Below are 25834 nucleotides of genomic sequence, written 5' to 3' on the forward strand. Positions count from 1 at the left end.
GGGCATTTTGCGCGTCTGTGCCGTTCGGGCGCCTGCACGAGCGGCAGGAACCCCCAGCCCGGCCGCTGGTATGGTCGTTTTGGCCGAAAACTGAGCCTGCAAAGCCGCGCAGGAATCGGGCACAGTGGGGGCTCCGATGAAGCTTCGCCTCCTGCTCCTTCTGGCCTTCGCCTTCGACGCCGCCGCGGCGACCCCGCCCGACACCATGGCCCAGCGCATGCAGGCGTGCGTCGCCTGCCATGGCAAGGAGGGGCGCGCCACCAACCAGGGCTACTTCCCGCGCATCGCGGGCAAGCCCGCCGGTTATCTCTACAACCAGCTCGTGAACTTCCGCGACGGCCGCCGGCACAACGCGACGATGACGTACCTCGTCGACCAGATGACGGATGCGTACCTGCGCGAGATCGCCGAGTACTTCGCCACGCTGGACCTGCCCTACCCCGCGCCCCAGACCGCGGGCGCGCCGGCGGCGCAGCTCGCGCGCGGCGAACAGCTCGTGCGGCAGGGCGACGCGCAGCGCGGCATCCCCGCGTGCTCGCAGTGCCACGGCACGGCGATGACGGGCGTGCAGCCCGCGATGCCGGGCCTGCTCGGCCTGCCGCGCGACTACCTGCTCGCGCAGTTCGGCGCGTGGCGCTCGGGGCAGCGCAAGGCCGCGGCGCCCGATTGCATGGCGCAGGTCGCGAAGCGGCTGTCCGAAGACGACATCACGGCGGCGGCGACGTGGCTGTCGTCGCAGGTCGTGAGCGCCGGGCCGGCGCCTGCGTCCGCATTGCCGCCGAAGCTGCCCCTCGATTGCGGGAGCGGTGCGCGATGAGCGGCCGTCCATTGCTCAAGGCGCTCGCTGCCGCTGTCGGGGTTGCGATCTCTGCGGTCGTGGTGATCGCGTGGCTCAACGTGCGAGGCGAGGCGCCCGTCGCGGAGCAGCCCGCGCTGCAGGCCACGCCGCAACTGGTCGAGCGCGGCGCGTACCTCGCGCGCGCGGGCAACTGCGCGGCGTGCCACACGCAGCGTGGCGGTGCGCCTTTGGCAGGCGGCAAGGGCATCGACACGCCGTTCGGCATCGTCTACGCCTCCAACCTCACGCCCGATGCCGCCACCGGCATCGGCACCTGGTCGTCGGCGGAGTTCTGGCGCGCGATGCACCACGGCCGATCGAAAGACGGCCGGTTGCTCTACCCGGCCTTCCCCTACCCCGACTACACACTCGTCACGCGCGAGGACTCCGACGCGCTCTACGCCTACCTGCGCAGCGTGCCCGCCGTGCAGCAGCCCAATCGCGCGCACGACCTGCGCTTCCCGTACAACACGCAGGCTTCGCTGGCCGTGTGGCGCGCGCTCTTCTTCTCGCCCGAGCGCTTCGAGCCGGAGAAAACGAAGAGCGCCGACTGGAACCGCGGCGCGTACCTCGTGCGCGGCCTCGGCCACTGCCAGGCCTGCCATGCGCCGCGCAACGCGTTCGGTGCGACCAAGTCCGACCTCGAGCTCAGTGGCGGCCTGATCCCGATGCAGAACTGGTACGCGCCCTCGCTCGCGTCGCCCGCCGAAGCCGGCGTGCAGGACTGGCCGGTACAGGACACGGTGCAGCTGCTCAAGGCCGGCAAGTCGGCGCGCGGCGCCGCGATGGGCCCGATGGCGGAGGTCGTCTTCGGCAGCACGCAGCACATGAGCGATGCCGACCTCGGCGCGATCGCCACCTTCCTGCGCGACCTGCCGCGCCACGAGCCCGCGAAACCCGAACGCGTGCAGGCGCCGGCCGAGATGCTCGTGCTCGGCGAACGCCTCTACAAGGACCGCTGCGCGCAGTGCCATGGCGACAACGGCGAAGGCGGCGGTACGGCTTACCCGGCACTCAAGGGCCATCGCACCGTGACGATGGCGTCCAGCGCCAACCTCGTGCGCGTGATCGTGAGCGGCGGTTTCCCGCCCACCACCGCGGGCAACCCGCGGCCCTACGGCATGCCGCCCTTCGGCCAGTCGCTCACCGAGAACGAGATCGCGGCCGTCGCCACCTACGTGCGCAGTGCGTGGGGCAACGACGGCGGTGCCGTGCGCGCACTCGACGTGCAGAAGGTGCGTTGAATCCCCGGCAATGAACTCGCGTGCATCACCCGTGCAGGTGATGACATGCTGACTTTTCCTGTGCGAAATGGCACTTGAGATCGCCGCCTCGCGATCTAACCTGAATCCATCGCACCGAGGATCGCCATGCACACCACACTGCCCGCCGCAAGAGCGCTGCCGCACGCGCAACCGCAACCGCAATTGCTGCAGCGCCTGCGCACGCGCATGCTGGGTTTGCTGCACCGCGAGCCGGCGGCGCATGTCGAGTTGCCGCAGCACCTGGCGTATCCGCCCGCGCCACGCACGCTGCGCCACATCCGCAACGCGCGCATCAGCTGGTGGTAGTGCAACGCGTGATCAGTTGCCGAGCACTTCGGTCGCGGTGTAGAGCCACGAGGACGGCAGCGCGAGCTGCAGTTCGCGCGCGACATCGCGGTTGACGACGAAATCGAAAGTGGAAACCTGCTCCACCGGCAGCGTGCGCGCCGGCACGCCCTTGAGGATCTTGTCGACGTACTCGGCCGCCCGCGCGAAAGCCGCCGTGCGGCTGACGCCGTAGGACGCCACGCAGCCGGCCTCCGCCGCTTCACGCACGCCGCAGATCGCGGGCAGGCGCGCCCGGTGCACCAGCGCGCCGATCTCGCGCCGCAGCGATATGGACAACGGGTCTTCCAGCACGAGCAGCAGCTGCGGCCCGAAGCGGCGGATGTCCTCGAAGGCCGCCTCGAGGTCGGCCGCGGCCTGGAAGTGCGCCACCTCGAGCACCACGCCCATCGGCGCTGCGACGCGGCGCAGCTCGTCGAGCGAGAGGCGGGTGGCCGGCGTGGCCGGGTTGTGCAGCACGGCCACCCGGCGCAGGTCGTGGATCATTTCGCGCGCGAGCTGCAGCCGCTTGCCGGCGACCGACGTGACCTGCGTGGCAATGCCGGTCACCTGCGCGCCGGGGTCCGAGAAGCCCGCGACGAGGCCCGCACCCACCGGGTCGCCGACGGCGCAGAACACGACGGGAATGCGCGGGCCCGCCGCCGACTTCAGCGCCAGCGCCGGCAGAGTCCCGAGGCCGGCGACGAGCACGTCCGGCTGCAGCGCAACCAGCTCCCGTGCGGCACGCACCAGGTCATCCTGCCGTGCCTCCCGGTGTTCGATGACGACGTTGCGCCCGACGACTTGGCCCAGCTGCTCCAGCCGGTGCAGGAATGCGCGCCCCGTGTCGGCCTGCAGTTCCCTCACCACGAGGCTGAGGAAACCGATCCGGCGCGGCGCCGCTGCGCCGGCCGCGGCCGCCGCGAGGAACGGGAGCGCCTGGACCCACCGGCGTCTGGAGAGCATCGGCCCGCAGGCTAGCGCCACCGGGCGCTTCGCGCATCACCCAATCAGGGGAGAAACGCCCCGCTCACGCCTCCAGGCTCGCCTGCTCGACCATCCGCTGCAGCAGCGCCACGTCGGTCACGACCAACGCATCACCTTCCTTCGCCAGCAGCCCGCGCTTGGTGAGGGCGGACAGCTCCCGGGTGACCTGCTCGCGCGTGGTACTCACACGCGATGCGATTTCGATGTGCTTGGGTGCGGGCGAGATGCGGCGGCGCGGGCCGTCCGCGGCGGGCGCTTCGCGCGCCAGCCGAAGCAAGTCAGCATGGATGCGGTTCTGCACGCCCAGCGTGCTGAGCTCGACGACCTTCTCGGACAGCAGCCGCACCAGCCCGGCCATGCGCGCCATGAAGCGCCGCGCGAGCTGCGGCTCGTCGTCCAGCCATTGCAGGAAATCGGCGCGCGCCAGCGTCGCCGCCACCACGTCCGTCAATGCGACCACGTCCGCCGACCGGTTGCCGCCGTCGATGGCGGAGACCTCGCCCACCGTCTCGCCCTCGCCGAGGTCGCGGAACGTCACCTGCCGGCCCGAAGCGGTGTAGATCGTCACCCGCACGCGCCCCGCGATGATCAGGTGCACGTCGCGTGAGGGGGATTCGCGGGAGATGAGCACCTGCCCGGGTTCGTAGCGGCGCCACGCGCACTGGCGCGCGATGCGGTCCAGCTTCTCCGTCCCAAGCCCTTCCAGCAGGCTGATGCGGCGCAGCCCCAGGCTGGCCGGCGGTACGTCATGCATTTGGCTTCCCCCTCGACCTGCCCGATTCTGGCGCTTCGGGCGTCACCGCATGTGCGAAATCGCACCTGCCGCGCCCGGTGCTGCGGCTACGCTGCAACAAGGACCAGCAGGAAGAGGTACCCCATGAACAGCAGCAACGCCGGCAGCGAAGCCCTCGCGGTCAACGACCTCGTCGCCGCAAACCTTGCGTATTACATGAAGGCCCGCGGGCTCTCGCAGGCGCGCCTGGGCGAACGCGCCGGCCTGACGGCCCGCACGGTCGCGAACTACCTGCATCCCACCCTGCGGCCGGCCAGCCGCCGGGGCCGCGAGGTGGGCGGGCGCCTGTACGAGCTGCAGAAAATGGCCGACTCGCTGGGCGTGCCCTGCTGGCTGCTGCTGGTGCCGCCGCCGGTAAGAACCCCATGAGACATCCGCCGCGCGCGGCCCACACTGACAACCCATGCGATTGCTGAGCGGTTCCCTGGGACGCAAGTACGCCGTCTACTTCATGTCGGTGGTGGGCACGGCCTTGGTGACGATGGGCCTCGTGCAGCTGTACTTCACGTACCGGGAGAACCAGGAAGCCGTCCTGAGCCTGCAGCGCGAGAAGGCCGCCTATGCCGCCTCGCGCATCGAGGCCTACGTGCGCGAGATCGAGCACCAGATGGGCTGGATGCGCTTCCCGCGCACGCCGGAGCAGGCCGGCACCGAGCAGATCCGCCTGGACTACCTCAAGCTGCTGCGGCAGGTGCCGGCCATCACCGACCTCACCTACGTCGACGGCCAGGGCCGCGAGCGCGTGAGGGTGTCGCGCGTGAGCGTCGACGTGGTCGACACGCAGGCCGACATGGCCATGGACCCACGCGTCGTCGGCGCGCGCCGTGCCGACACATGGTTCGGGCCCGTCACTTTCCGCAAGGGAACCGAGCCTTACATGACCATGGCGGTGGCCGAGCTCGGGCGCAAGGGCGGCGTGACGATCGCCGAGGTGAACCTGAAATTCATCTGGGAAGTGATCTCGCGCATCAGTGTCGGCGAGAAGGGGGGCGCCTACGTCGTCGACCGCGAAGGCCGCCTCATCGCGCACCCGGACATCACGTTCGTGCTGCGCAAGCAGGACCTGCGGCACCTGCCGCAGGTGGCCGAGGCGCTGGCGCCGGGCGAGCGCAAGCCGCCGGCCGTGACGGTGGGGCCGATGGGCGAGCGTGTGCTGTCGGCGCATTCGGAAATCCCGTCGCTGCACTGGACCGTGTTCGTGGAGCAGCCGGTGCGCGAAGCGCTCGACCCGGTGTATGCGGCCGTCGAACGCACGGCGATGCTGCTGGCGCTGGGCCTCGTGCTCGCGCTGCTCTCCAGCATCTACGTCGCCCGGCGCATGGCGCGGCCCATCACGACCATCCACCGCGGCGCCGAAGTGCTGGCGGGCGGCGACCTCACCCACCGCATCGACGTGTCCACCGGCGACGAGCTGGAGCGCCTGGCGAACCAGTTCAACCGCATGTCGAGCGAGCTGTCCGATTCCTACTCCGACCTGGAGCGCAAGGTGGCCGACCGCACGCAGGAGTTGAGCCGCGCCCTCGCGCAGCTGGCCGTGGCCAACCAGCACAAGAGCGAGTTCCTCGCGAGCATGTCGCACGAGCTGCGCACGCCGCTGAACGCCATCATCGGTTTCTCCGAAGCGCTGCTGGAGGAGATGTTCGGCGAGCTGAACGGCAAGCAGAAGGAATACCTCTCGGACATCCACGGCTCGGGCGAGCACCTGCTCTCGCTGATCAACGACATCCTCGACCTGTCCAAGATCGAGGCGGGCCGCATGGACCTGGAGCTGTCCACGTTCAACGTGCCGGCGGCGCTGCAGAGCACGATGACGCTGATGCGCGAGCGCGCGAGCCGCAGCGACGTGGCGCTGAAGCTGCATTGCGACGGCGCCGTGGACCAGTGGGTGGCCGACGAGCGCAAGTTCCGCCAGATCATGATCAACCTGATGTCCAACGCGGTGAAGTTCACCCCGGCAGGCGGCACGGTGAGCGTCGACGCGGCCGCCGAGGACTCGCAGCTGCGCGTCGCGGTCAGCGACACCGGCATCGGCATCAAGCCTGAGGACCAGGCCGTGGTCTTCGAGGAATTCCGCCAGGCGAGCGGCGACCACCTGGCGAAGGTGGAAGGCACGGGGCTCGGCCTGGCGCTCACGCGCAAGTTCGTCGAACTGCATGGCGGCACGATCACGCTCGACAGCGAGCCGGGCCGCGGCTCCACTTTCACCATCCGCCTGCCGCAGAAGGAGGTCGCATGACACGCATCCTGATCGTCGAGGACAACGAGAAGAACATGAAGCTGTTCCGCGACATCCTCGAGTACGCGGGCTACGAGACGATGCAGGCCGCGACCGGCCGCGAAGGCCTGGAGATGGCGATGTCGAACCAGGCGGACCTGGTGCTGCTGGACATCCAGCTGCCCGATCGCGACGGCGTGGCAGTGCTGCACGACATCCGAAGCGCGGTCGGCAAGGAGCTGCCGGTGCTGGCGGTCTCGGCCTCCGTGATGCCGGACGACCAGCAGCGCATCCTCGCATCCGGCTTCGACGGATTCATCACCAAGCCCATCAACGTCAAGGGCTTCCTCGAATCGGTCAAGGCCGCGGTCTGGCGCGAACAATGAAGCCGGGACGCGTCCTCGTCGTCGACGACACGCCGCTGAACGTGAAGCTGCTGGTCGACGCGCTCGGTGTCGCCGGCTACCACGTCGCGAGCGCCTCGAGCGGCGAGGAAGCCCTGGCAAGCGTCGCCGCGCAAGCGCCGGACATCGTGCTGCTGGACGTGATGATGCCCGGCATGAACGGCTTCGAAGTTTGCGAGAAGCTGCGCGCCGATCCGGCCACGGCATTGCTGCCGGTCGTGCTGGTCACGGCCCTGGACGGCAAGGACGACCGCATCCGCGGCATCGAGGCCGGCGCCGACGACTTCCTCACCAAGCCGATCAACAAGCACGAGCTGCTCGCGCGCGTGAAGTCGCTGCTGCGCATCAAGACGCTTTACGACCAGGTGGAGGCGCAGCGCCGCGAGCTGCGCGAGTGGAACGCCACGCTCGAGGAGCGCGTGAAGCAGGGCATGGCGGAACTCGAGCGCATGTCGCACCTCAAGCGCTTCTTCTCGCCGGCGGTGGCCAACCTCATCCTGCAAGGCGAAGTGGACCCGGCGCGCAGCCGCCGCGCGGAGATCACCGTGGTGTTCCTCGACCTGCGCGGCTTCACGGCGTTCACCGAGGGCAGCGACCCCGAGGACGTGATCGGTGTGCTGCGGGAGTACCACGGCACGATGGGCCGGCTGATCATGAAGCACGAGGGCACCGTCGAGCACTTCGCGGGCGACGGCATCATGATCTTCTTCAACGACCCCGTGCCGGTGCCCAACCCCGCCGAGCGCGCGGTGCGCATGGCGCTGGAGATGCACGCCGAGTTCGCGCGGTGCGCCGAGCGCTGGAGCAAGCTGGGCCACCAGCTCGGCATGGGCATCGGCATCGCGCAGGGCTTCGCGACGATGGGCTGGATCGGCTTCGAAGGCCGCATGGACTTCGGCGCCGTCGGCGCCGTGTGCAGCATGGCCGCGCGCCTGTGCTCGGAAGCGGCCGCCGGGCAGACGCTGGTGCAGCAGCGCATAGTGGGGCGGCTGGAAGGGCTCGTGCGGGCCGAGAGCGTCGGCGAGCTGCAGCTCAAGGGCTTCCCGCGGCCGGTGGCGGCTTACGACATCCGCGGCATCGCAGCCCAGGCGCGATGATCGCCTACGTCGACCTCATCGGCTACGCCGCCGCCATGGCGGTCGCGGCCACCTATTCGATGAAGACGATGATCCCGCTGCGCGTCGCGGGCATCGCGAGCAACGTCCTCTTCATCACCTATGGCGCCCTCAGCGGCGCGGTGCCGGTGCTCATCCTGCACATCTTCCTGCTGCCGCTGAATTCGTGGCGCCTGTGGCAGATGCTGCAGCTCGTGCGCCGCGTGAACGCTGCCGCGCACGGCGACCTGGGCATGGACTGGCTCAAACCGTACATGACCTCACGCAAGGTGCGCGCAGGAGACGTCGTGTTCCGCGCCGGCGACGACGCGGACGCGATGTACTACACGGTCGCGGGACGCTTCCGGCTGGTGGAGATCGGCGCCGACGTCGCACCCGGCGCGCTCATCGGCGAGCTGGGCTTCGTCGCGCCGAAGAACGCGCGCACGCTCACGTTCGAGTGTGTCGAGGCTGGCGAGCTGCTGGTCATCTCCTACGCGCAGCTCAAGCAACTGTACTTCCAGAACCCGCAGTTCGGCTTCGGCTTCCTCAGGCTGGTGAGCGAGAGGTTGTTCCGCGACATCGAGCGGCTGAAAACGCAGGCGAAGCTGCCTTGAGCTTCACGGCTGCAAGGGCGCCGCTCGCGCGCCTTCGCTCCCGTGCCTGCGCAAGGCATCGGCCATGAAGCCGGTCTTCTTGGCATCTTCCACGAATTCGGACAGCCATTTGCGGGCCGCATCGCGTCCTTTCGGGACGGCCATCGCATGGTCGATCAGCATGAAGTCGCCCTCCAGCAGCCGCACGCCGGGGCGCTTGCGCACTTCCTGGAGCATGGCCTGGCGCAAGCCCGCGGCGACTTCGGCGCGGCCCTGGAGCACCATGGCCACCACGTCGACGTCGGCCGGCGTGCTCACGAGCGTCGCGGCCTTCAGCGCACGCCTCAGGTAAAGCTCGTAGCCCGCGTTGGTGGTGGCCGCGATGCGCACGCCGCCGCGGTCGGCCTCGGTGACGGACGCGAGCGGCGAACCCGCGGGCACCAGGTAGCTGGCCTGCAGTTGCGCGTAGGGCGTCGTGTAGTCGACCTTCTCGGCGCGGCTCGCTTCGTAGGCAAGGAACGTGGCATCCACCTCGCCCCGGGCCAGGCTTTCGAACGCCTGCGACGGTGAAGCAAACACGCGCAACTCGAGCGGCAGCCCGGCACGCTGCGCCGCCGCGCGCGCAAGGTCGACCATCACGCCCTCCATCTCGCCGCTTGCCGCCCTCTTGCCGAGGACGACGTTGCCGTAATTGACGGCGACACGCCACGTGCCGGTGGGTGCGAGCTCGGCGCGCGGCGCCGGCGGCAAGGCCGCGCAACCCGCGAGGGCGAGGGTGCATGCGGCGGCTCCGAGAAGGCGAAGGGGGGTCTTCATGCCATGCAGCGTAGCGCAACCGGCAGCGGACGGCGTACTGGAAAGATGAACAGCGGGTCGCCCGCGCCCTCTCATTCGACGTAACGCTGCACCGCCACCGCCAGCTCGGCGGGCAGCGCAAGGCGAAGCGCCTCGAGCGAGCGCCGGTTGACCACCAGCAGCAGTTCGACGGGCTGCTCGATCGGCAGGTCGCCGGCACGCGCGCCCTTGAATATCTTGTCGACGTAGGCGGCGGCGCGCCGGTAGTTGACGGCGCGGTCCGAGCCGTAGGTGACGAGCAGGCCCGCGTCGGCGAGCGCGTCGTTCTGCGAGCCCGCCGCGATGCGGTGCTTCAACGCGGCGGCCGCGATGCCATGGGCCTGGCTGACGGTGAACCCGGTGGACGTGACGACCGCGGTGCGCACGCCCTGCGCGGCGAGCGAGGCGAACGCGGCGTCGATGTCCTCCTTCCCGCGCAGCGGCGCCTCCACGATCTCGATGCCCAGTGCCTTCGCGCCTTCCACGGCGCTGCGCTTGTGGCCGGCGTCGCTGGAGCTTCCCGGGTCCAGCAGCAGGCCGATCCGGCGCGTGCCGGGCACCAGGCGCAGCAGGTAGTCCATCAGCTTGGGCGTCGTGTCGACGTTCATGTTGGACACACCCGTGAAATTGCGGCCCGGCCTGGCGAAGCTCGCGGCAAAGCCTGCACCGACCGGGTCGCCCGTGCCGACCGAGACGACCGGCACGGTCGCCGTGCGCGCGAGCAGGGCGCGGATCGCACCCGAGGCGGAGGCGAGCACGATCGCCGGCTGCAACTTGAGGATTTCGTCGGCGAGCGCCCCGAGCCGCGCCTCGTCGCCCTCCGCGAAACGCGGCTCCAGGACGTAGTCGCGTTTGTCCACGTACCCGAGCTCGCGCATGGCACCATGGAAGGTCGCGAGCCGCGGCTGCGTCTCCTTCATGCGGCTGTACGTCAGGAAGCCGATGGTGCGCGGCGCGGCACGCGCAGGCAGGCCCTGCACCCAGCGATGCGGCAAGGAGCAGCAGGTGGCGGCGATTCATGGGCAGAGCTTACGGCCGCGTCGCCCGGCCGAAGTGCCAAACGGCACATCGGCGCAGCGATAGCCGCCGCTCAGGCCCGCCCGAGCAGCCGGTCGAACCAGCCCGTCTTCGGCCTGGCCGCCGTCACCGGGTGCGCCTGCGCATGCCGCCCCTGCTCCATGTACCAGCGCCCGAAACGCAGGTCGTGCGTGAGGATGTGGCCCACCAGCCACTTGTTGAGGAACTTGCGCAGCTCCTGGATGCGGTCCTCGTTCCATTCGGAGCCGCTGGAGAGGAATTCGGCCACCTGCGCGCTGAACGCCTCGTGCAGCGCCAGGTGCTGGCGGAAGTCCGGGAAGCCGCTGGCCTCCATCAGCTCCTGCTCGTTGGTGAAGTGCGTCACGACGTAGTCGAGCAGCTCGCCCAACGTGTCCTGCACGTTCGCCATGCTCAGGGACTTGACCAGCGTGAACAGGTGCCGATGCTCCGCGTCCACTTGCGCGACGCCGATCCTGAAGCCGTCGCGCCACTCCACCACGAACCCGGCGTGGGCCGGCCTTTCCAGTACGGAACTCACGATAGGGAACCTCCTTGCATCAGGGAAAGCCTACCCCTTTGCCGGAAGTTGTCGTTGACGGCACGCAAAGCATGGGCAGCCCGAAACATGCTGGAAGTCTCGGTGCACAAGCGACCGCGACCATCGTCTACCTGTGGCGCCCCCATGCATACCTATGCTGGGTTGACCATGACGGACGAAGTTGCGTACGCGGACACCGAGGTGCAGGCATTGCAGCAGCAGTGCCGGGCGCTCGTGGCCTCGGTCATGGCCGTGCGGGCCGCCGCGCGCGCGGGGCAATACGACGAGGGTGCGTGCGCCTACCGCGAGGCGGTCGCCCGTGGCACGTGCATTCGCGTAGCCCTCGCAGGCCGTGGCACGTGGTCACGCGAGGGCCACATCGCGTTCGTCACGGCCCTCGTGCTGCAGCTGGCCACCGAGGGCATGCTGTCGTACTTCCACCCGGCTTGAGTCAACCCGCGCCGTGGCACTTCTTGTACTTCTTGCCGCTCCCGCACGGGCACAGGTCGTTGCGGCCCGGCTCCGGCGCCTTGCGCAGCGGCTCGATGCGCGGGCCCATGCTCTTCCATAGCTGGCGAAGGTCGTAGACGGCCCAGATCGCGGCACCGACGACGTCGAGCCGCTCGTTGCTCACGCTCGGCGGGCCGTCCTCGCTGTACATCGACACTGCCGGTTCGCCCGTGTCCCCTTCGGTGAGCGCGACGATGTCCTCGAGCGCGGCGTCGAGCATCTGCGCGGCCTCGGCGTCGCGCGGCGGCTCCCAGTCCTCGGGCCAGCTCTCCACGGCATACATGAAGCCCAGCGCCCACACCTGCGCGTAGGCCGGCAGGTTCTCGAGGTCGCCCTCGAAGCGCTCCTCGGGCGGCAGCGCGAGGATGGCGCCGCGCGTGTCGAGCGCCTCGGGGTGGTAGGTGCGCTCGTCCTCCAGCTGCTCGACGTCGGCATCGAGCGCGGTGGCGATCTCCTGCCAGCGGCGGCGCCAGCGCCACACGAATTCCATGTGCTCCATCGGCCGGAACTCGTCGCCCAGCAGCACGGGCCAGTACTCCTCGGGCGGCACCTCGCGGCGCATGCACACGAGCGCGGCGAGGAAGCCCTCGCAGAACTCCCACTGCGGGATCTCCTCCTGCTGCTCGCGCATGCGGTCGAGCTCGTCGTCGAGGAAGTCGAAGTCTTCGGGGGTGAGGGGGCCGGCTGTATTCGTCAAGATGGGGAGCGATTATCCGCTCCGCGCGGCCTCGACAGGGCCCACAGCAGGCCCAGCACGAGCAGGTTGGCCACGCCGCTCAGGCCCCCATTGAAGAACGAGGTGTCGTAGTTGCCGCAGAGATCGTAGAAGAGGCCGCCCTGCCAGCCGCCCAGCGCCATGCCGACCCAGCCGAAGAACATGCCGATGCCGATGAACAATCCCGTTCGGCCGACGGGTGCGTACTCGCGCGCGCACAGGATCAGCGAGGTCATCGAGCCGCTGAACATCAGCCCGAAGGCGGCCGACAGCACGTACAACTCGGCGCGCGTCTGCGCGAAGGGGAACAGCGCGGTGAAGAGGGTCTGCCCGGCCGACGCCACCATGTAGGCCTGCAGGTTGCCGAACCGGTCCGCCACCTTGCCGAAGCCGATGCGGCCCATCATGCCGCACACCATCATCACCGCGAGCAGGCCGGCGGACTCGCGCGGGCCGAGGCCGCGGTCGGCGCCGAAAGTGGCCACGTGCATGATCGGCGTGGCCATGCAGGTACAGCAGAACACGACGGCGACGCACAGCCACGCCATCATCGCTTGCCGCGACACGCGATACGGGCTCGGCGCAGCCGCCGCGGCAGCGAGTTCCGCGGCGGGCGGCCGCGGAGCGTCGCGCACGAAGAAGGCCAGCGGCACCATGATCGCCAGGTAGACGACGCCGCATGTCGCATACGCCGAGCGCCAGCCCTCCACCAGCACGAGGTGCCGCGCGAAGTACGGCAGCACGCCCTGCCCGAGCGCACCGCCCGCGTTGACCAGGCCGATGGCGAAGCCGGGCCGCTTGGCGAGCCACATCGCGGCCGTGCTGTTCAGCGGCGCCATCAGCGCACCGATGCCGAAGAGGCCCATGACGGCATGCAGCAGGTAGAGCTCGAAGGTCGTGGTCATGCGCGCGAGCAGCAGCAGCGCCACGCCCGGCACGATGGCGCCGCACAGCGCGAGGCGGCGCACCGGCAACCGGTCCGCGAAGTGGCCCATCACGATGCCGCCGATGCCGGTGCCGATGGTGGCGAAGGAGTACGCCAGCGAGAGCTCGCCACGCGACCAGCCGAACTCCGCCGCGAGCGGCGCGAGGAAGACCGCCATGTTGACGATGGCGCCGAACCCCATCATGACCATCACGGCGCACGCGGCGACGATCCAGCCGGCGAGGCGTTCGTTCGGCAGGGTGGCGCCGGCGGGCGCAGCCAGGGTCGACATGGGTCGCGAGCTTACGCGCGGCGGGGCGTGAATGCTCGCCCGGCCATCGGCCGGGTCAGCAGGACTCAGTACGACTTGGGCAGCCCCAGCACCTTTTCCGCGATGAAGCAGAGGATCAGTTGCGGGCTCACGGGCGCGAGCCGCGGGATCCACGCCTCGCGCAGGTAGCGCTCCACATGGAACTCCTTTGAGTACCCCATGCCGCCGTGCGTCAGGATCGCCTGCTCGCACGCGCGGAAGCACGCTTCGCCCGCGAGGTACTTGGCGGCGTTGGCCTCCGCCCCGCAGGGCTGCCCGTTGTCGTAGAGCCAGGCGGCCTTCTGCGCCATCAGGTGCGCGGCTTCCAGTTCCATCCAGTTGCGCGCGAGCGGGTGCTGGATGCCCTGGTTCTGCCCGATGGGGCGGTCGAACACGACCCGTTCTCCGGCATAGGCCGCGGCCTTGCGCAACGCGGCGCGACCGAGGCCCACGGCTTCGCTCGCGATGAGGATGCGCTCGGGGTTCAGGCCGTGCAGGATGTAGTCGAAGCCGCGGCCCTCCTCGCCGATGCGGTCGGCCACCGGCACCTTCATGCCGTCGATGAACAGCTCGTTGGAGTCCACGCACTTGCGGCCCATCTTGGCGATCTCGTGCACGGCGACGGTGGACCGGTCGAGGTCGGTGTAGAACAGGCTCAGGCCTTCATCGCCGGTGCGCGCGAGCAGCAGCACCTTGTTGGCGACCTGCGCGGTCGAAATCCAGACCTTCTGGCCGGTCACCACATAGTGGTCGCCCTGGCGCACGGCACGGGTCTTCAGCTTCAGCGTGTTCAGGCCGGTGTTCGGCTCGGTAACGGCGAAGCACGCGCGGTCGCGGCCCGCGATCAAGGGCGGCAGCCAGCGCGCCTTCTGCTCGTCGCTGCCGTGCACGACGACCGGGTGCAACCCGAAGATGTTCATGTGCACCGCCGATGCGCCCGACATGCCTGCACCGGTCGCCGCGATGGTGTGCATCATCAGCGCCGCCTCGCGGATGCCGAGGCCCGCGCCGCCGTACGCCTCCGGCATCGCGATGCCGAGCCAGCCCGACGCGGCCATCGCAGCGTGGAACTCGTCGGGGAAACGGCCGTCTTCGTCGCGGGCGCGCCAGTACGCGTCGTCGAACGGGGCGCAAAGGCGTTCGATGGCTTCGACGATGTGGCGGTGTTGTTCCGGCGTGTCGAAGTCCATCACGGCTCCTTGCGACGCAAGCGGTCCGCCTCGGCGCGCAACGCATCGCCATCGCCATCGAGCGGCGGTGCGGCGAAGGCTTCCGGCGCCGGTGTGCGGCCGAACTTCCATGCGGCGGCGAACCCACGGTATGCGCCGACGACCGCGTTCTCGAAGCGCTGCAGCAGGCCTTCAGCCTCCACCTGCGGAAAGTCGAACATGTCCTCGACGTCGCGCGCGGCGGCGCAGGGCACTTCCTCGCCGAACAGCGACTCCCATTCGAGGGCCGAACGAGTGGCCAGCGCGGCGTGCAGCACCGGCACGATCTCCTGCGCATGCTGCGCGCGCTTGCGCACGGTGTCGTACCGCTCCACCAGCAGTTGTTGCAGCCCCGTCTTCTCGCACAGCGCGCGCCAGAAGTGCGGTGTGTTGGCCGACACATAGAGCCAGCCTTCGCGCGTGGGGTGGATGCCCGTGATGCCACCCGAGCGCATGTCGCGACCGCCCACGTCGCGGGGCTCGCTATCGGCCCACACCAGGCGCGCCGACTGCATCGCCAGCGCCGAGCGCAACAGCGACACGCCGACGTATTGACCCTCGCCGCTCTTCTCGCGCTCGTAGAGTGCCGCGGACACGCCGCCCGCGACGAGCGAAGCCGCGTAGTAGTCGACCACGGAGCCGTAGAGGATGGCGGGCGGCCCGCCCGCCGGCCCCTGCATCGCGGCCATGCCGGTCATCGTCTGCAGCACCTGGTCGTAGCCGGCCTTGTCGCGCAAGGGGCCGGTCTCGCCGTAGCCGGTGACCGCGCAGTACACGAGCCGCGGGTTGCGGGCGCGAAGCTGCTCGTAGGCGATGCCCAGCCGCTCGGGTACTTCGGGGCGGAAGTTGTGCACGAGCACGTCCGCGGTGCCCACCAGCGCGAGCAGGCGTGCGTGGTCCTCGGCGTCCTTCAGGTCCAGCACCACGCCGCGCTTGCTGCGGTTGACGCCGAGGAAGGCGCGGCTCTCCGCGGCCAGCGTGGACGGGTACTTGCGCAGGTTGTCGCCCGCGGGCGGCTCCACCTTGATCACTTCGGCGCCGAGGTCCGCGAGCAGCGCGCAGCCATAAGGGCCCGCGATGTAGGCGCTCAGGTCGAGCACGCGGATGCCCGCGAGCGGCCCGCGCCCGGCACTCACGCAGCGCCCCGCCTGGCCGCCGCCGCGAGGATCGCCCTCGCCCGCAGCAGGAACGGCCGGTCGATCATCCGGCCGTCGACCACGAAAGCACCCACACCCTCCGCCTGCGCGGCCTCGGCCGCTTCGACGATGCGCTTCGCGCGCGCGACCTCCTCCGCGGTAGGCTGGAAGGCTTCGTTGGCCAGCGGCACCTGGCTCGGGTGGATGCAGCTCTTGCCCGCGTAGCCAAGCCGGCGCGCGAGCTTGGCTTCGGCGAGGAAGCCCTTGGTGTCACGCACGTCGGCAAACGCGCCATCGAATGCGTCGACCCCCGCCTCGCCCGCGGCGATGCGCACGTCGAACAGCACCTGCTTGAGCGCCGAGCCCTCGGTGCGGTCGATGCCGAGCGACTCGAAAAGGTCGCCCAGGCCCACCTGCAGGCCCATCACGCGCGGGTCGGCCGCGGCCAGCAACGCCGCTTCACGCAACGCCCGCGGCGTCTCGATGTTCAGCAGCAGGCGCACCGGCTCGGTCACGCCGTTGTTGCGCTCCGCCGCGGCGAGCGCGGCCGATGCGGCGCGCACGTCGTCCGCGCGCTGCGGCTTGGGGAGGTTGAGCACGTGCAGGCCGGGTTGCACGACGGCCTGCAGGTCCGCCTCGAAATGCGGCGTGTCCATGGCGTTGACGCGCACGATCACGAGCTTGCTGCTGCCGCTCGCGGCGCCGGTGAGCAGCCAGTCGCGCACGGCCTCGCGCGCTTCGGCCTTGCGCTGCTCGGCCACCGCATCCTCGAGGTCGATGGAGATCGCATCGGCATCGCCCGCGATCGCCTTGGCGAAGAGCTCCGGGCGCGAGCCGGGCACGAACAGCTTGCTTCTCATTCGGGCTTGCTTCTCATTCGGGCTTGATGTCGGCGGCTTTCGCCACCTGCTTCCAGCGTTCGATCTCGGCGGCGATGAGCGCCTCGAACTCGGCGGGCTTCATGGCCACGGGTTCGGCGCCCTCCTTCAGGAAGAACTCCTTCATCTCGGGCGACAGGATGATCTTGTTGATCTCGGCGTTGAGGCGGTCCACGATGGGTTGCGGCGTGCCCGGCGGCGCGAGGACGCCCCACCACAGCTCCGTGGCGCTGCCCTTGTAGCCGGATTGTTCGAGCGACGGCAAGTCGGGCGCCACGGGCGAACGCTGCGCCGACGTGACCGCCAGTGCGCGCACGCGGCCGCCCTTGACCTGCCCGATGATCGAGGGCGCGCTCGCGACCAGTGCCTGGATCTGCCCGCCGAGCAGGTCCGTGGTGGCCGGGCCCATGCCCTTGTACGGCACGTGCGTCATCTTGATGCCCGCCGCGCCCGCGAACAGCTCGGTGGCGAAGTGGTTGATGCTGCCCGCGCCGGACGTGCCGTAGTTCAGCTTGCCGGGGTTGGCCTTGGCGGCTGCGACGAGGTCGCCGATCGTCTTGAACGGCGAATCGGCCGGCACGGTCACCAGCAGCGGCCCCTTGCCGAGCATCGCCACCGGCTTGAAGCCCTTGATGGCGTCGTATTGCAGGTTCGTGCGGATGGCCGCCCCGGTGGTGAAGGTGGACGACACGACGAGCAGGTTGTAGCCGTCGGGCGACGCCTTCGAGACGAACGCGTTCGCCACCACGCCGCCGGCGGCGGGCTTGTTGTCCACCACGACGCTCTGGCCGAGCGCGTCGCCCAGCTTCTTGCCGATCGCTCGCGCAAAGGTGTCGTTGGAGCCGCCGGGCGCGTTGCCCACTACCAGCGTGATCGGCCGCGCCGGCCAGGCGGGCGCCTGGGCCGATGCAACCAGGGGAACGGCGCAAGCGGCAAACAGCGCTGCGCGCAAAGCGGTACTTCTCATGCCTCGGGACTCCTGTGGGGTGGCGGGGGCAGGGTAGCTCATTTCGCGTGCTGCCGCGCAACCTTCGGCCTGCTCTACACTGTCACCCGTGGCACCCACCCGTGCCGCACCGACGGACCGCCCAGGCCACCCGCCCGAGGCGTTCCGGTTTCACAATCAAGCGTCCACACGATGGCGCGGAGTTGATGACCATGACCCAGCACCAGCCCTTGCGGTTGCACGTGCCGGAGCCTTCCGGGCGGCCCGGTTGCGCGACGGACTTCTCCTATCTCCACGTTTCCGAAGCCGGCGAGGTGCGCAAACCCCCGGTGGACACGAGCCACTTCGACACCGAAGACCTCGCGTACAGCCTCGTCCGGGTGCTCGACCGCAACGGCAATGCCGTCGGTCCGTGGGTGCCGGACATCACGGTGACGCAGCTGCGCCGCGGCCTGCGCAACATGATGAAGACGCGCATCTTCGACGCGCGCATGCTCATCGCGCAGCGCCAGCGCAAGACTTCCTTCTACATGCAGTGCCTCGGCGAAGAGGCCATCGCGTGCGCGCATGCCATGGCGATCGAGCCGGGCGACATGTGCTTCCCCACCTACCGCCAGCAAGGCCTGCTGCTCAGCCGCGACGACGTGTCGATGGCCGAGATGATGTGCCAGCTCATGAGCAACGAACGCGACCCGATCAAGGGCCGCCAGCTGCCGGTGATGTACTCGTACAAGCGCGCGGGCTTCTTCACCATCTCGGGCAACCTCGCCACGCAGTTCATCCAGGCCGTGGGCTGGGCGATGGGCTCGGCGATCAAGGGCGACACGAAGATCGCGTCGGGCTGGATCGGCGACGGTGCGACGGCGGAAGCGGACTTCCACACGGCGCTGACCTTCGCGCACGTGTACCGCGCGCCGGTCATCCTGAACGTGGTCAATAACCAGTGGGCCATCTCCACCTTCCAGGCAATCGCCGGTGGTGAGTCCACCACGTTTGCAGCCCGCGGCGTCGGATGCGGCATCGCATCGCTGCGCGTGGACGGCAACGACTACCTCGCGGTGTACGCCGCCTCGCGCTGGGCCGCAGAGCGCGCGCGCAGCAACCTCGGGCCGACGCTGATCGAATGGGTGACATACCGCGCCGGCGCGCACTCCACGTCCGACGACCCCTCGAAGTACCGGCCGGCCGACGACTGGGAGCGCTTCCCCCTCGGCGACCCGATCGCGCGATTGAAGCAGCACCTGATCAACCAGAACGCGTGGAGCGAGCAGGAGCACGAGCAGGTGCGCCTGGAGCTCGAAGCCGAAGTGGCTGCCGCGCAGAAGGAGGCCGAGAGCTACGGCACGCTGCTCGACGGCCACATCCCCAGCGCCGCGACGATGTTCGAGGACGTCTACGCCGTGATGCCCGAACACCTGCGCCGCCAGCGCCAGCAGATGGGAGTGTGACCATGCTGACCCAGACCAAGGATTCCAAAGTGGAAAGCTCCGCCGGCGCGACCAAGCCGATGACCATGATCCAGGCGCTGCGCAGCGCGATGGACGTGATGATGGAACGCGACGACAACGTGGTCGTCTTCGGCCAGGACGTCGGCTACTTCGGCGGCGTCTTCCGCGTCACCGAAGGCCTGCAGGCCAAGTACGGCAAGTCGCGCTGCTTCGACGCGCCGATCAACGAGGGCGGCATCGTCGGCGCGGCCATCGGGATGGCCGCTTATGGCCTGCGGCCGGTCGCCGAAATCCAGTTCGCGGACTACTTCTACCCCGCTTCCGACCAGATCGTGAGCGAGGCCGCGCGCCTGCGCTTCCGCAGTGCGGGCGACTTCACTTGCCCGATGGTCGTGCGCATGCCCTGCGGCGGCGGCATCTACGGCGGGCAGACGCACAGCCAGAGCCCCGAAGCGCTCTTCACGCACGTGTGCGGGCTGCGCACCGTGATGCCGAGCAACCCGTACGACGCGAAAGGTCTGCTGATCTCCGCGATCGAGAACGACGACCCGGTCATCTTCCTCGAACCCAAGCGCCTCTACAACGGCCCGTTCGACGGCCACCACGACCGGCCGGTCGTGCCGTGGTCCAAGCACGCTTCTGGCAACGTGCCCGAGGGTTACTACACCGTGCCGCTGGATTCGGCCTCGGTGTTCCGCCCCGGCAACCAGGTCACCGTGATCACTTACGGCACGATGGTCTGGGTGAGCGAGTGCGCGGCACGCGAAGCCGGCATCGATGCCGAGATCATCGACCTGCGATCGATCTGGCCCATGGACCTGGACACCGTCGTCAACTCGGTCAAGAAGACGGGCCGCTGCGTGGTCGTGCACGAGGCCACTCGCACCAGCGGCTTCGGCGCGGAGCTCGCGGCACTCGTGCAGGAGCATTGCTTCTACCACCTCGAAGCGCCCGTCGAGCGCGTGGCGGGTTGGGACACGCCCTACCCGCATGCGCAGGAATGGCACTACTTCCCCGGGCCCGACCGCGTCGCGGCCGCGCTCAAGCGAACGGTGGAGGCCTGACCATGGGACAGTACGCGATCAAGATGCCCGACATCGGCGAAGGCATCGCCGAGGTGGAACTCGTCGAGTGGCGGGTGAAGGAAGGCGACACGGTCAAGGAAGACCAGGTGCTCGCCGACGTGATGACGGACAAGGCGACGGTGGAGATCCCCTCGCCGGTGGCCGGCAAGGTCATGTCGCTGGGCGCGCAGCCGGGGACCATGATGGCCGTGGGCGCCGAGCTGATCCGGCTCGAAGTCGAAGGCGCGGGCAATGTGAAGGGCGATGCGCCCGCAGCGAAGAAGCAAGCCGCGGCCGTGCCACCGGACATGAAGGACAACGTGACGCACGAGAACACGTCCGTGCCGGCGCGCGACACGTCGCCGCCGCCGAAGATGCAGCCGCCGCGCGCGACACCGGCGCCGATGCGCGCACCGGGCGAGAAGCCCATCGCTTCGCCCGCGGTGCGCAACCGCGCATGGGAGCTCGGCATCGAACTGCAGTTCGTGCACGGCAGCGGCCCCGCCGGCCGCATCACGCACGAAGACCTCGACGTCTACCTCGCCTCGCGCGGCCAGCCGGGCGCGGTGGGTGCGTCGACGATGCTGCGCGAGCGGCACGGCGAAGAAGCGATCCCGGTCATCGGCCTGCGCCGCAAGATCGCGCAGAAGATGCAGGACGCCAAGCGCCGCATCCCGCACTTCTCGTACGTGGAGGAGATCGACGTCACCGAGCTCGAAGCCCTGCGCGCCAAATTGAACGAGAAGCACGGGGCGAAGCGCGGCAAGCTCACGCTGCTGCCCTTCATCGCGCGTGCGGTGGTTCTGGCCGTCGAGGAATTCCCGCAGATGAACGCCCGCTTCGACGACGATGCGGGTGTGGTCACGCGGCACCATGCCGTGCACCTGGGCATCGCGACGCAGACCGACAACGGCCTGATCGTGCCCGTGCTGCGGCATGCGGAGGCGCAGGACGTGTGGGCCTGCGCACGCGAGATCTCGCGCCTGGCCGAAGCGGCGCGCAGCGGCAAGGCGGCGCGCGAGGAGCTCTCGGGTTCCACGATCACCATCACCAGCCTCGGCGCCCTCGGCGGCATCGTCACCACGCCCGTCATCAACCACCCCGAGGTGGCGATCATCGGCGTCAACCGCATCGTGGAGCGGCCCGTGTTCGATGCGCACCGCAACGTGGTCGCGCGGCAGTTGATGAACCTGTCGTCGTCCTTCGACCACCGCGTGGTGGACGGCATGGATGCAGCCCGCTTCGTGCAGGCGATCCGCGGCTATCTCGAAGCGCCCGCGCTGCTGTTCGTGGAGGGCGGTTCATGAAGCAGAAGGACACGACACTCCTCGTCATCGGCGGCGGACCGGGCGGCTATGTGGCGGCGATCCGGGCGGGGCAGCTCGGCATACCGACCGTGCTTGTCGAAGGCGACAAACTCGGAGGCACCTGCCTGAACATCGGCTGCATCCCGTCGAAAGCGCTGATCCACCTCGCCGACGAATACGACAAGGCCTGCCACTTCGCGGCCGGCAAATCCCCCTTGGGAATCAAGGTGGACTCGCCGAAACTGGACCTCGAACAGGCGATGCGCTGGAAGGACGGCGTGGTCACCAAGCTCACCGGCGGCGTCGGCACGCTGCTGCGCAAGGCCGGCGTGCAGGTGGTCAAGGGCTGGGCCTCCATCGTCGACGGCAAGACGGTCGATGTCGCGACCACCGAAGGCGAGCCGGTGCGCATCAAGTGCGAGCACCTCGTGCTGGCCACCGGCTCCGAAGCCGTCGCCCTGCCCGACCTGCCCTTCGGCGGCAACGTGATCTCCTCGACCGAAGCGCTCGCTTTCCAGGAGAAGCCGAAGCACCTGGTGGTGGTCGGCGCGGGCTACATCGGCCTGGAACTCGGCATCGCGTGGCGCAAGATGGGCGTGGACGTCGCGGTGGTGGAGTTCACCGGCCGCGTGCTGCCCGCGTACGACGAGGACCTGACGCGCCCGGTGATGGCGCACCTGCAGAAGCTGGGCATCGTGCTGCACTTGGGCTGCAAGGCCGAGGGGCTGACCGAGTCCGGCAACGGCCTGCGCGTGCGCAGCGACCAGGCCGACGAGTTCGTGCTGCCCGCCGACTACGTGCTCGTCGCCGCCGGCCGCAAGCCGCGCACCGAAGGCTTCAACCTGGAAGCGCTATCGCTGGACATGAACGGTCGCGCGATCCGCATCGACGAGCAGTGCCGCACCAGCATGCGCAATGTGTGGGCCATCGGCGACGTGGCCGGCGAGCCGATGCTCGCGCACCGCGCGATGGCGCAGGGCGAGATGGTCGCGGAGATCATCTCCGGCAAGCGGCGACGCTTCTCGCCGATGGCCATCCCCGCCGTGTGCTTCACGGACCCCGAACTCGTGGTCGCCGGCATGACGCCCGGTGAAGCCAAGGCGCAGGGCCTGGACCTCATCACCGCGCAGTTCCCCTTCGCCGCGAACGGCCGCGCGCTGTCGATGGAGTCCGGCGACGGTTTCGTGCGCGTGCTCGCGCGCAAGGACACGCACCAGGTACTCGGTTGGCAGGCGGTTGGCAAGAACGTGTCGGAGCTGTCCGCGGCGTTCTGCTACGCCATCGAGATGGGCGCGCGGCTGGAGGATGTCGCGGGCATCATCCACGCGCACCCGACGCTGGGCGAGGCGGTGCAGGAGAGCGCGCTCAAGGCGCTGGGCCACGCGCTGCACATCTAGCACCGCGGCCCCGTTCGGCGCGACGGGGCGCCGTCCTACTTCCCCGGCAAGCCGCTGCTGCAGAAAATGGCGCGGGGGGTGTAAGAACATGGTCCCTGCTGTGAGCCACCAGCGGCAGATGCAGATCGTCGCGCGGCTTTGCGCCGTGGGCGCCTGGACACTGCATCTCGGCCCCTTGCGTTTCGAGCCGTCCGACGAGTGGCTGGCGCTGCATGGCTGCAAGCCGGGCGCGCGGCCGTCGACGCACGCCGTCATGCGGCTCATGGACCCGCCGGACCGCAGCGAACTCGCCGCGCGCCTGCGCCGATGCGCCCGGGAAGGCGTCGCTTTCGAGATGGTGGTCGGCACGCGCACGTTCGACGGGCGCCATGCGTTCATGCGGCTGATCGCCGAGCCCTGCGAGGAGCAGGCCGGCCGCGTCACCTGCCTGCAGGGCGCCTGCCAGGACGTCACCGCCCTGATGGAACGCGAGCGCGAACTCGACGTGCATCGCCTGAGGCTGGAGGATCTCGTGGAGCAGCGCACGCGCGACCTGCGCGCGTTCTCGTACGCACTGGCGCATGACTTGCGCGCGCCCATCAACGCCATGGCGAGCTTCTCGCAGGTGCTGGCCGAGCGGCTGCCCGCCGATGCCCCGGCGCGCATGCAGCACTACGCGCAGCGCATCGTCGCCAATGGCCAGCGCGCTGAAGCGCTCATCGCGGGCATCCTGGAGCTCATCGGCACCGCCCAGGTCCCCATCGACAAGCAGCCGGTGGACCTGACCGCGGTGGCGTGGCAGTCCATCTACCACCTGCGTGCACGCGAGCCGGACCGCGACGTGGACGTCGACGTGCAGCCCGGATTGCATGCGCGCGCGGACGCGAGGCTGGTGGTCTCGGTGATGGAGAACCTGCTGCGCAACGCGTGGAAGTTCAGCGTGCGCAGCCGGCCGGCGCGCATCCGCGTGGGCCGCGATGCCGACGGCGCGTTCTTCGTGAGCGACAACGGGATCGGCTTCGACGCCGCGCACGCGCAGCGCCTCTTCGAGCCGCTGCAGCGCCTGCCCGGGTCGGAGGAGTTTGCCGGCACGGGCGTGGGCCTCGCCGCCGCGAGCAGCATCGTGCGCCGCCACGGCGGCCGCATGTGGGCCGAGGCGGAACCGGGCGTCGGGGCCACGTTCCGGTTCACGCTGCCGGACGACTGACGCACCGCCGCGTAGGACCGCGCCGACGAACGCCACCCGGCCCTTCCGATGGCTCGGCGGCGCGGCATGGCCATGCTGGAGGCATGGAAGACGCAACGAAGACCCTGCAGGAGCTGGAGCGCAAGTTCTGGCAGTCCATGGTGGACGAGCAGACCGACACCGCGCTCGGCCTGCTCGACGAGCCCGCGCTCATGGTCAGCGCGCACGGCTCCATGAAATTCGGCCACGACGAGTACCGCAAGATGGCCGAGCACGGACAGCTCGTGCTCAAGCGCTACGAGCTGGGCGACATCGAGGCCGTGTTCCCGACCGAGGACACCGCGATCCTGATGTACAGCGTGACGCAGACGACCGCGCCGCGCGAATCGTCGAAGGGCGGCGAGAAGACCGAGGAGATGGTGGACACGTCCACCTGGGTGCGCAAGGGCGGCACGTGGAAGTGCGTCATGCACACCGAGACGCCGGCCGCGAAGGGCGCGCACGCGCGCGGCTGACCGAGACGGCCATCACGCCCGCAAACACCGCCAGCGCGGCCGCGTTGGCGAGCGCGCCTTCGCGCTGCGACACGAGGCGCAGCGCCAGCGACGCGTGCAGCAGCGCGAGCGGCACATAGAACGCAGCGCCATACCGCACCTTCAGGCCCGTCACGGCCGGCAGGATCACCGGCGCGTGCGCCAGCATCATGCTGAAGACGAAGCCCAGGCCCAGCGTGTGCAGCGCGAGGTCGCGCACCGGCGCACCCAGCGTGGCGGCGCTCCACGCCAGCCCGGCGAGCGCAAGCCAGCCGTAGCCGCCCAGCAGGCAGACGGCCATGTAGCGGCTGAGCCCCTCGGCCTTCACCGTGCGACGGGCGATGTCGAACTGCAGGAACCACGCCGCCAGCCCCGCGAGCGCGACGCCGAAGAGGACGCCGCTTGCGGCGGCACCTGCGATGAGCAGCGCGAGCAGCCCCATCAAGGCTGCGAAGGCGCCGCGGCGCCGCGGCATCAACCGCGTCATTTCCAGCCGCTCGGCGGCGATCGTGATCACGAGGAACGCGAACCAGGACTGTACTACCGCCGGCTGCGTGCCGGTGATGGCGAACCCCACATTGCCGGCGAGCCAGCACAGCGCGCCTAGGAGCAGCAGCGAGGTGTGGCGCGCAGGCTGGCGCATGACGACGAGAACACTCGCGGCGCAGAACACCGCGCCCGCAAGAACGAACAGCGCGCAAGCAAGCTCGCGCGTTGCGGCCAGAAGCGCGATGCCGGCCGCAGCGGACGCAACGGGCGCGATCCACGCCGGCCGCCACTTCAGCGCCACCGCGCGCTCGACGCCGATCACCGTCCCCATGAAGGCGCCGATCATCAGCGCTGCATGGTCGACCACGGCTTGCCCCAGCCATTGCGGCATCGCCGGCAACGCGACGCCCGCACGCACCAACCCGCCGGACACCGCCGACAGCAGCGCCGCGGCGATGCACGCCACGAGCAGCGACGCGGCGGCACGCGCCTTCACCATCCCATGAACTTCCGCGCCGGCTCGCTCATGCGCGCGGGCGTCCACTCGGGCTCCCATTGCAGCTCCACGCGGATGCGCCAGCTCGCAGGCAGGCATTCGTCGAGGCGGTCCTCGATGTCGGCGAGGATGGTGTCGGTGACGGGGCACGCGGCGGATGTCATCGTCACCTTCACGTCGACGACGTCTTCTTCGACCGTCACGGACTGCACGAGCCCGACGTCCACGATGTTCATCGCGACTTCGGGGTCGACCACCTGGCACAGCGCGTAGTCGATCACGTCGGCAAGCTCATCCGGGCCCTGGTAGGGATAAACATTCATAGGTGCATTGGACAGGCAGCTTTGCCGGGGAAAGTTGATGCGCATCAACACCCCGCCA

Annotated in this window: 28 protein-coding genes; 15 read left to right on the forward strand and 13 right to left on the reverse strand. The window is 69.5% G+C overall.

Going from position 1 to position 25834, the window contains the following annotated elements; translation table 11 throughout:
- The first annotated feature begins 136 nt into the window (after positions 1 to 136).
- From H8R02_RS22490 to H8R02_RS22500, 3 genes are all read left to right on the forward strand, one after another.
- Entirely contained in the window at positions 137 to 817 is a 681-nt protein-coding gene (locus tag H8R02_RS22490) for a c-type cytochrome (protein ID WP_187083744.1), read from the forward strand.
- A complete protein-coding gene (locus H8R02_RS22495) occupies positions 814 to 2082 on the forward strand; it encodes a c-type cytochrome (RefSeq protein WP_187083745.1) in 1269 nt (422 codons plus the stop codon). The genes H8R02_RS22490 and H8R02_RS22495 overlap by 4 nt, the downstream gene beginning before the upstream one ends.
- A gap of 126 nt (positions 2083 to 2208) precedes the next feature.
- Entirely contained in the window at positions 2209 to 2409 is a 201-nt protein-coding gene (locus tag H8R02_RS22500; RefSeq protein WP_187083746.1) for a hypothetical protein, read from the forward strand.
- Positions 2410 to 2421: 12 nt separating this feature from the next.
- Here H8R02_RS22500 and H8R02_RS22505 read toward each other — a convergent pair whose 3' ends face one another.
- Positions 2422 to 3393, reverse strand: coding sequence for an ABC transporter substrate-binding protein (locus H8R02_RS22505; protein WP_187083747.1), 972 nt, complete (start codon positions 3391 to 3393; stop codon positions 2422 to 2424).
- 64 nt (positions 3394 to 3457) lie between these two features.
- A complete protein-coding gene (locus tag H8R02_RS22510) occupies positions 3458 to 4168 on the reverse strand; it encodes a Crp/Fnr family transcriptional regulator (protein WP_187083748.1) in 711 nt (236 codons plus the stop codon).
- 123 nt (positions 4169 to 4291) lie between these two features.
- Between H8R02_RS22510 and H8R02_RS22515 the strand changes: the two genes are divergently transcribed.
- The 5 genes from H8R02_RS22515 to H8R02_RS22535 are packed head-to-tail and all read left to right on the forward strand — an operon-like array spanning position 4292 to position 8537.
- Complete coding sequence (locus H8R02_RS22515) at positions 4292 to 4576, forward strand: helix-turn-helix domain-containing protein (RefSeq protein WP_187083749.1); 285 nt, start codon at positions 4292 to 4294, stop codon at positions 4574 to 4576.
- 34 nt (positions 4577 to 4610) lie between these two features.
- Positions 4611 to 6443, forward strand: coding sequence for a sensor histidine kinase (locus H8R02_RS22520; protein WP_187083750.1), 1833 nt, complete (start codon positions 4611 to 4613; stop codon positions 6441 to 6443).
- Positions 6440 to 6808 carry a response regulator gene (locus H8R02_RS22525; protein WP_187083751.1) on the forward strand — a complete coding sequence of 123 codons (369 nt, stop codon included), beginning with the start codon at positions 6440 to 6442 and terminating at the stop codon, positions 6806 to 6808. Before H8R02_RS22520 ends, H8R02_RS22525 begins: the two co-directional genes overlap by 4 nt.
- Positions 6805 to 7923: an adenylate/guanylate cyclase domain-containing response regulator gene (locus tag H8R02_RS22530; protein ID WP_187083752.1), complete on the forward strand. Its 1119-nt coding sequence runs from the start codon at positions 6805 to 6807 to the stop codon at positions 7921 to 7923. Before H8R02_RS22525 ends, H8R02_RS22530 begins: the two co-directional genes overlap by 4 nt.
- Positions 7920 to 8537, forward strand: coding sequence for a Crp/Fnr family transcriptional regulator (locus H8R02_RS22535; RefSeq protein ID WP_187083753.1), 618 nt, complete (start codon positions 7920 to 7922; stop codon positions 8535 to 8537). Before H8R02_RS22530 ends, H8R02_RS22535 begins: the two co-directional genes overlap by 4 nt.
- 3 nt (positions 8538 to 8540) lie before the next feature.
- On the opposite strand, the gene H8R02_RS22540 is transcribed toward H8R02_RS22535, so the two are convergent.
- The 3 genes from H8R02_RS22540 to H8R02_RS22550 form a co-directional block, all read right to left on the reverse strand.
- Positions 8541 to 9332 (reverse strand): transporter substrate-binding domain-containing protein, encoded by a 792-nt coding sequence (locus H8R02_RS22540; protein WP_187083754.1) that lies wholly within the window; start codon positions 9330 to 9332, stop codon positions 8541 to 8543.
- 71 nt (positions 9333 to 9403) lie between these two features.
- On the reverse strand, positions 9404 to 10345 hold the full coding sequence (locus tag H8R02_RS22545) for an ABC transporter substrate-binding protein (RefSeq protein WP_187083755.1): 942 nt from the start codon (positions 10343 to 10345) through the stop codon (positions 9404 to 9406).
- Between the two features lie 95 nt (positions 10346 to 10440).
- Complete coding sequence (locus tag H8R02_RS22550; RefSeq protein WP_187083756.1) at positions 10441 to 10926, reverse strand: bacteriohemerythrin; 486 nt, start codon at positions 10924 to 10926, stop codon at positions 10441 to 10443.
- 168 nt (positions 10927 to 11094) lie between these two features.
- Between H8R02_RS22550 and H8R02_RS22555 the strand changes: the two genes are divergently transcribed.
- A complete protein-coding gene (locus tag H8R02_RS22555; RefSeq protein ID WP_187083757.1) occupies positions 11095 to 11376 on the forward strand; it encodes a hypothetical protein in 282 nt (93 codons plus the stop codon).
- 1 nt (position 11377) lies between these two features.
- Here the strand turns inward: H8R02_RS22555 and H8R02_RS22560 are convergent, their stop codons facing one another.
- The 6 genes from H8R02_RS22560 to H8R02_RS22585 form a co-directional block, all read right to left on the reverse strand.
- The gene (locus tag H8R02_RS22560; RefSeq protein ID WP_255429503.1) at positions 11378 to 12133 is read right to left on the reverse strand and encodes a YecA/YgfB family protein; all 756 of its coding nucleotides are present in this window, start codon (positions 12131 to 12133) and stop codon (positions 11378 to 11380) included.
- On the reverse strand, positions 12130 to 13368 hold the full coding sequence (locus tag H8R02_RS22565; RefSeq protein WP_187083758.1) for an MFS transporter: 1239 nt from the start codon (positions 13366 to 13368) through the stop codon (positions 12130 to 12132). The genes H8R02_RS22560 and H8R02_RS22565 overlap by 4 nt, the downstream gene beginning before the upstream one ends.
- Before the next feature lie 65 nt (positions 13369 to 13433).
- Positions 13434 to 14576, reverse strand: a complete 1143-nt coding sequence (locus tag H8R02_RS22570; protein WP_187083759.1) for an acyl-CoA dehydrogenase family protein — start codon at positions 14574 to 14576, stop codon at positions 13434 to 13436.
- On the reverse strand, positions 14576 to 15730 hold the full coding sequence (locus tag H8R02_RS22575) for a CaiB/BaiF CoA transferase family protein (protein WP_187083760.1): 1155 nt from the start codon (positions 15728 to 15730) through the stop codon (positions 14576 to 14578). The genes H8R02_RS22570 and H8R02_RS22575 overlap by 1 nt, the downstream gene beginning before the upstream one ends.
- Positions 15727 to 16590, reverse strand: a complete 864-nt coding sequence (locus H8R02_RS22580; RefSeq protein ID WP_187083761.1) for an HpcH/HpaI aldolase/citrate lyase family protein — start codon at positions 16588 to 16590, stop codon at positions 15727 to 15729. Before H8R02_RS22580 ends, H8R02_RS22575 begins: the two co-directional genes overlap by 4 nt.
- A 13-nt stretch (positions 16591 to 16603) precedes the next feature.
- Positions 16604 to 17575 (reverse strand): Bug family tripartite tricarboxylate transporter substrate binding protein, encoded by a 972-nt coding sequence (locus H8R02_RS22585; RefSeq protein WP_187083762.1) that lies wholly within the window; start codon positions 17573 to 17575, stop codon positions 16604 to 16606.
- 191 nt (positions 17576 to 17766) lie between these two features.
- Here H8R02_RS22585 and H8R02_RS22590 point away from each other — a divergent pair, with 191 nt between their 5' ends.
- The 6 genes from H8R02_RS22590 to H8R02_RS22615 all read left to right on the forward strand — a co-directional run bounded on the left by H8R02_RS22590 (position 17767) and on the right by H8R02_RS22615 (position 24450).
- Positions 17767 to 19002 carry a 3-methyl-2-oxobutanoate dehydrogenase (2-methylpropanoyl-transferring) subunit alpha gene (locus tag H8R02_RS22590; protein WP_187083935.1) on the forward strand — a complete coding sequence of 412 codons (1236 nt, stop codon included), beginning with the start codon at positions 17767 to 17769 and terminating at the stop codon, positions 19000 to 19002.
- Positions 19003 to 19004: 2 nt separating this feature from the next.
- The gene (locus H8R02_RS22595) at positions 19005 to 20066 is read left to right on the forward strand and encodes an alpha-ketoacid dehydrogenase subunit beta (RefSeq protein WP_187083763.1); all 1062 of its coding nucleotides are present in this window, start codon (positions 19005 to 19007) and stop codon (positions 20064 to 20066) included.
- A 2-nt stretch (positions 20067 to 20068) separates the two neighbouring features.
- Complete coding sequence (locus tag H8R02_RS22600) at positions 20069 to 21373, forward strand: dihydrolipoamide acetyltransferase family protein (RefSeq protein ID WP_187083764.1); 1305 nt, start codon at positions 20069 to 20071, stop codon at positions 21371 to 21373.
- Positions 21370 to 22770 carry a dihydrolipoyl dehydrogenase gene (gene lpdA, locus H8R02_RS22605; protein ID WP_187083765.1) on the forward strand — a complete coding sequence of 467 codons (1401 nt, stop codon included), beginning with the start codon at positions 21370 to 21372 and terminating at the stop codon, positions 22768 to 22770. Before H8R02_RS22600 ends, lpdA begins: the two co-directional genes overlap by 4 nt.
- An 88-nt stretch (positions 22771 to 22858) precedes the next feature.
- The gene (locus H8R02_RS22610; protein WP_187083766.1) at positions 22859 to 23956 is read left to right on the forward strand and encodes a sensor histidine kinase; all 1098 of its coding nucleotides are present in this window, start codon (positions 22859 to 22861) and stop codon (positions 23954 to 23956) included.
- 83 nt (positions 23957 to 24039) lie between these two features.
- Entirely contained in the window at positions 24040 to 24450 is a 411-nt protein-coding gene (locus H8R02_RS22615; RefSeq protein ID WP_187083767.1) for a nuclear transport factor 2 family protein, read from the forward strand.
- On the opposite strand, the gene H8R02_RS22620 is transcribed toward H8R02_RS22615, so the two are convergent.
- Positions 24401 to 25456, reverse strand: a complete 1056-nt coding sequence (locus tag H8R02_RS22620; protein WP_187083768.1) for a DUF8744 domain-containing protein — start codon at positions 25454 to 25456, stop codon at positions 24401 to 24403. The genes H8R02_RS22615 and H8R02_RS22620 overlap by 50 nt on opposite strands.
- On the reverse strand, positions 25450 to 25776 hold the full coding sequence (locus H8R02_RS22625; protein WP_187083769.1) for a metal-sulfur cluster assembly factor: 327 nt from the start codon (positions 25774 to 25776) through the stop codon (positions 25450 to 25452). The genes H8R02_RS22620 and H8R02_RS22625 overlap by 7 nt, the downstream gene beginning before the upstream one ends.
- Positions 25777 to 25834: the final 58 nt, after the last annotated feature.

This window comes from Ramlibacter albus (genome assembly GCF_014297445.1).
In the GTDB taxonomy this organism is placed as follows: domain Bacteria; phylum Pseudomonadota; class Gammaproteobacteria; order Burkholderiales; family Burkholderiaceae_C; genus Ramlibacter; species Ramlibacter albus.

What these genes read in the sequence shown, in the direction of transcription:
- H8R02_RS22490 (WP_187083744.1), top strand. Translation starts at nt 137, where the DNA reads ATGAAGCTTCGCCTCCTGCTCCTTCTGGCCTTCGCCTTCGACGCCGCC.
- H8R02_RS22495 (WP_187083745.1), top strand. Translation starts at nt 814, where the DNA reads ATGAGCGGCCGTCCATTGCTCAAGGCGCTCGCTGCCGCTGTCGGGGTT.
- H8R02_RS22500 (WP_187083746.1), top strand. Translation starts at nt 2,209, where the DNA reads ATGCACACCACACTGCCCGCCGCAAGAGCGCTGCCGCACGCGCAACCG.
- H8R02_RS22505 (WP_187083747.1), bottom strand. Translation starts at nt 3,393, where the DNA reads ATGCTCTCCAGACGCCGGTGGGTCCAGGCGCTCCCGTTCCTCGCGGCG.
- H8R02_RS22510 (WP_187083748.1), bottom strand. Translation starts at nt 4,168, where the DNA reads ATGCATGACGTACCGCCGGCCAGCCTGGGGCTGCGCCGCATCAGCCTG.
- H8R02_RS22515 (WP_187083749.1), top strand. Translation starts at nt 4,292, where the DNA reads ATGAACAGCAGCAACGCCGGCAGCGAAGCCCTCGCGGTCAACGACCTC.
- H8R02_RS22520 (WP_187083750.1), top strand. Translation starts at nt 4,611, where the DNA reads ATGCGATTGCTGAGCGGTTCCCTGGGACGCAAGTACGCCGTCTACTTC.
- H8R02_RS22525 (WP_187083751.1), top strand. Translation starts at nt 6,440, where the DNA reads ATGACACGCATCCTGATCGTCGAGGACAACGAGAAGAACATGAAGCTG.
- H8R02_RS22530 (WP_187083752.1), top strand. Translation starts at nt 6,805, where the DNA reads ATGAAGCCGGGACGCGTCCTCGTCGTCGACGACACGCCGCTGAACGTG.
- H8R02_RS22535 (WP_187083753.1), top strand. Translation starts at nt 7,920, where the DNA reads ATGATCGCCTACGTCGACCTCATCGGCTACGCCGCCGCCATGGCGGTC.
- H8R02_RS22540 (WP_187083754.1), bottom strand. Translation starts at nt 9,332, where the DNA reads ATGAAGACCCCCCTTCGCCTTCTCGGAGCCGCCGCATGCACCCTCGCC.
- H8R02_RS22555 (WP_187083757.1), top strand. Translation starts at nt 11,095, where the DNA reads ATGACGGACGAAGTTGCGTACGCGGACACCGAGGTGCAGGCATTGCAG.
- H8R02_RS22565 (WP_187083758.1), bottom strand. Translation starts at nt 13,368, where the DNA reads ATGTCGACCCTGGCTGCGCCCGCCGGCGCCACCCTGCCGAACGAACGC.
- H8R02_RS22570 (WP_187083759.1), bottom strand. Translation starts at nt 14,576, where the DNA reads ATGGACTTCGACACGCCGGAACAACACCGCCACATCGTCGAAGCCATC.
- H8R02_RS22580 (WP_187083761.1), bottom strand. Translation starts at nt 16,590, where the DNA reads ATGAGAAGCAAGCTGTTCGTGCCCGGCTCGCGCCCGGAGCTCTTCGCC.
- H8R02_RS22585 (WP_187083762.1), bottom strand. Translation starts at nt 17,575, where the DNA reads ATGAGAAGTACCGCTTTGCGCGCAGCGCTGTTTGCCGCTTGCGCCGTT.
- H8R02_RS22590 (WP_187083935.1), top strand. Translation starts at nt 17,767, where the DNA reads ATGACCCAGCACCAGCCCTTGCGGTTGCACGTGCCGGAGCCTTCCGGG.
- H8R02_RS22595 (WP_187083763.1), top strand. Translation starts at nt 19,005, where the DNA reads ATGCTGACCCAGACCAAGGATTCCAAAGTGGAAAGCTCCGCCGGCGCG.
- H8R02_RS22600 (WP_187083764.1), top strand. Translation starts at nt 20,069, where the DNA reads ATGGGACAGTACGCGATCAAGATGCCCGACATCGGCGAAGGCATCGCC.
- lpdA (WP_187083765.1), top strand. Translation starts at nt 21,370, where the DNA reads ATGAAGCAGAAGGACACGACACTCCTCGTCATCGGCGGCGGACCGGGC.
- H8R02_RS22610 (WP_187083766.1), top strand. Translation starts at nt 22,859, where the DNA reads ATGGTCCCTGCTGTGAGCCACCAGCGGCAGATGCAGATCGTCGCGCGG.
- H8R02_RS22615 (WP_187083767.1), top strand. Translation starts at nt 24,040, where the DNA reads ATGGAAGACGCAACGAAGACCCTGCAGGAGCTGGAGCGCAAGTTCTGG.
- H8R02_RS22620 (WP_187083768.1), bottom strand. Translation starts at nt 25,456, where the DNA reads ATGGTGAAGGCGCGTGCCGCCGCGTCGCTGCTCGTGGCGTGCATCGCC.
- H8R02_RS22625 (WP_187083769.1), bottom strand. Translation starts at nt 25,776, where the DNA reads ATGAATGTTTATCCCTACCAGGGCCCGGATGAGCTTGCCGACGTGATC.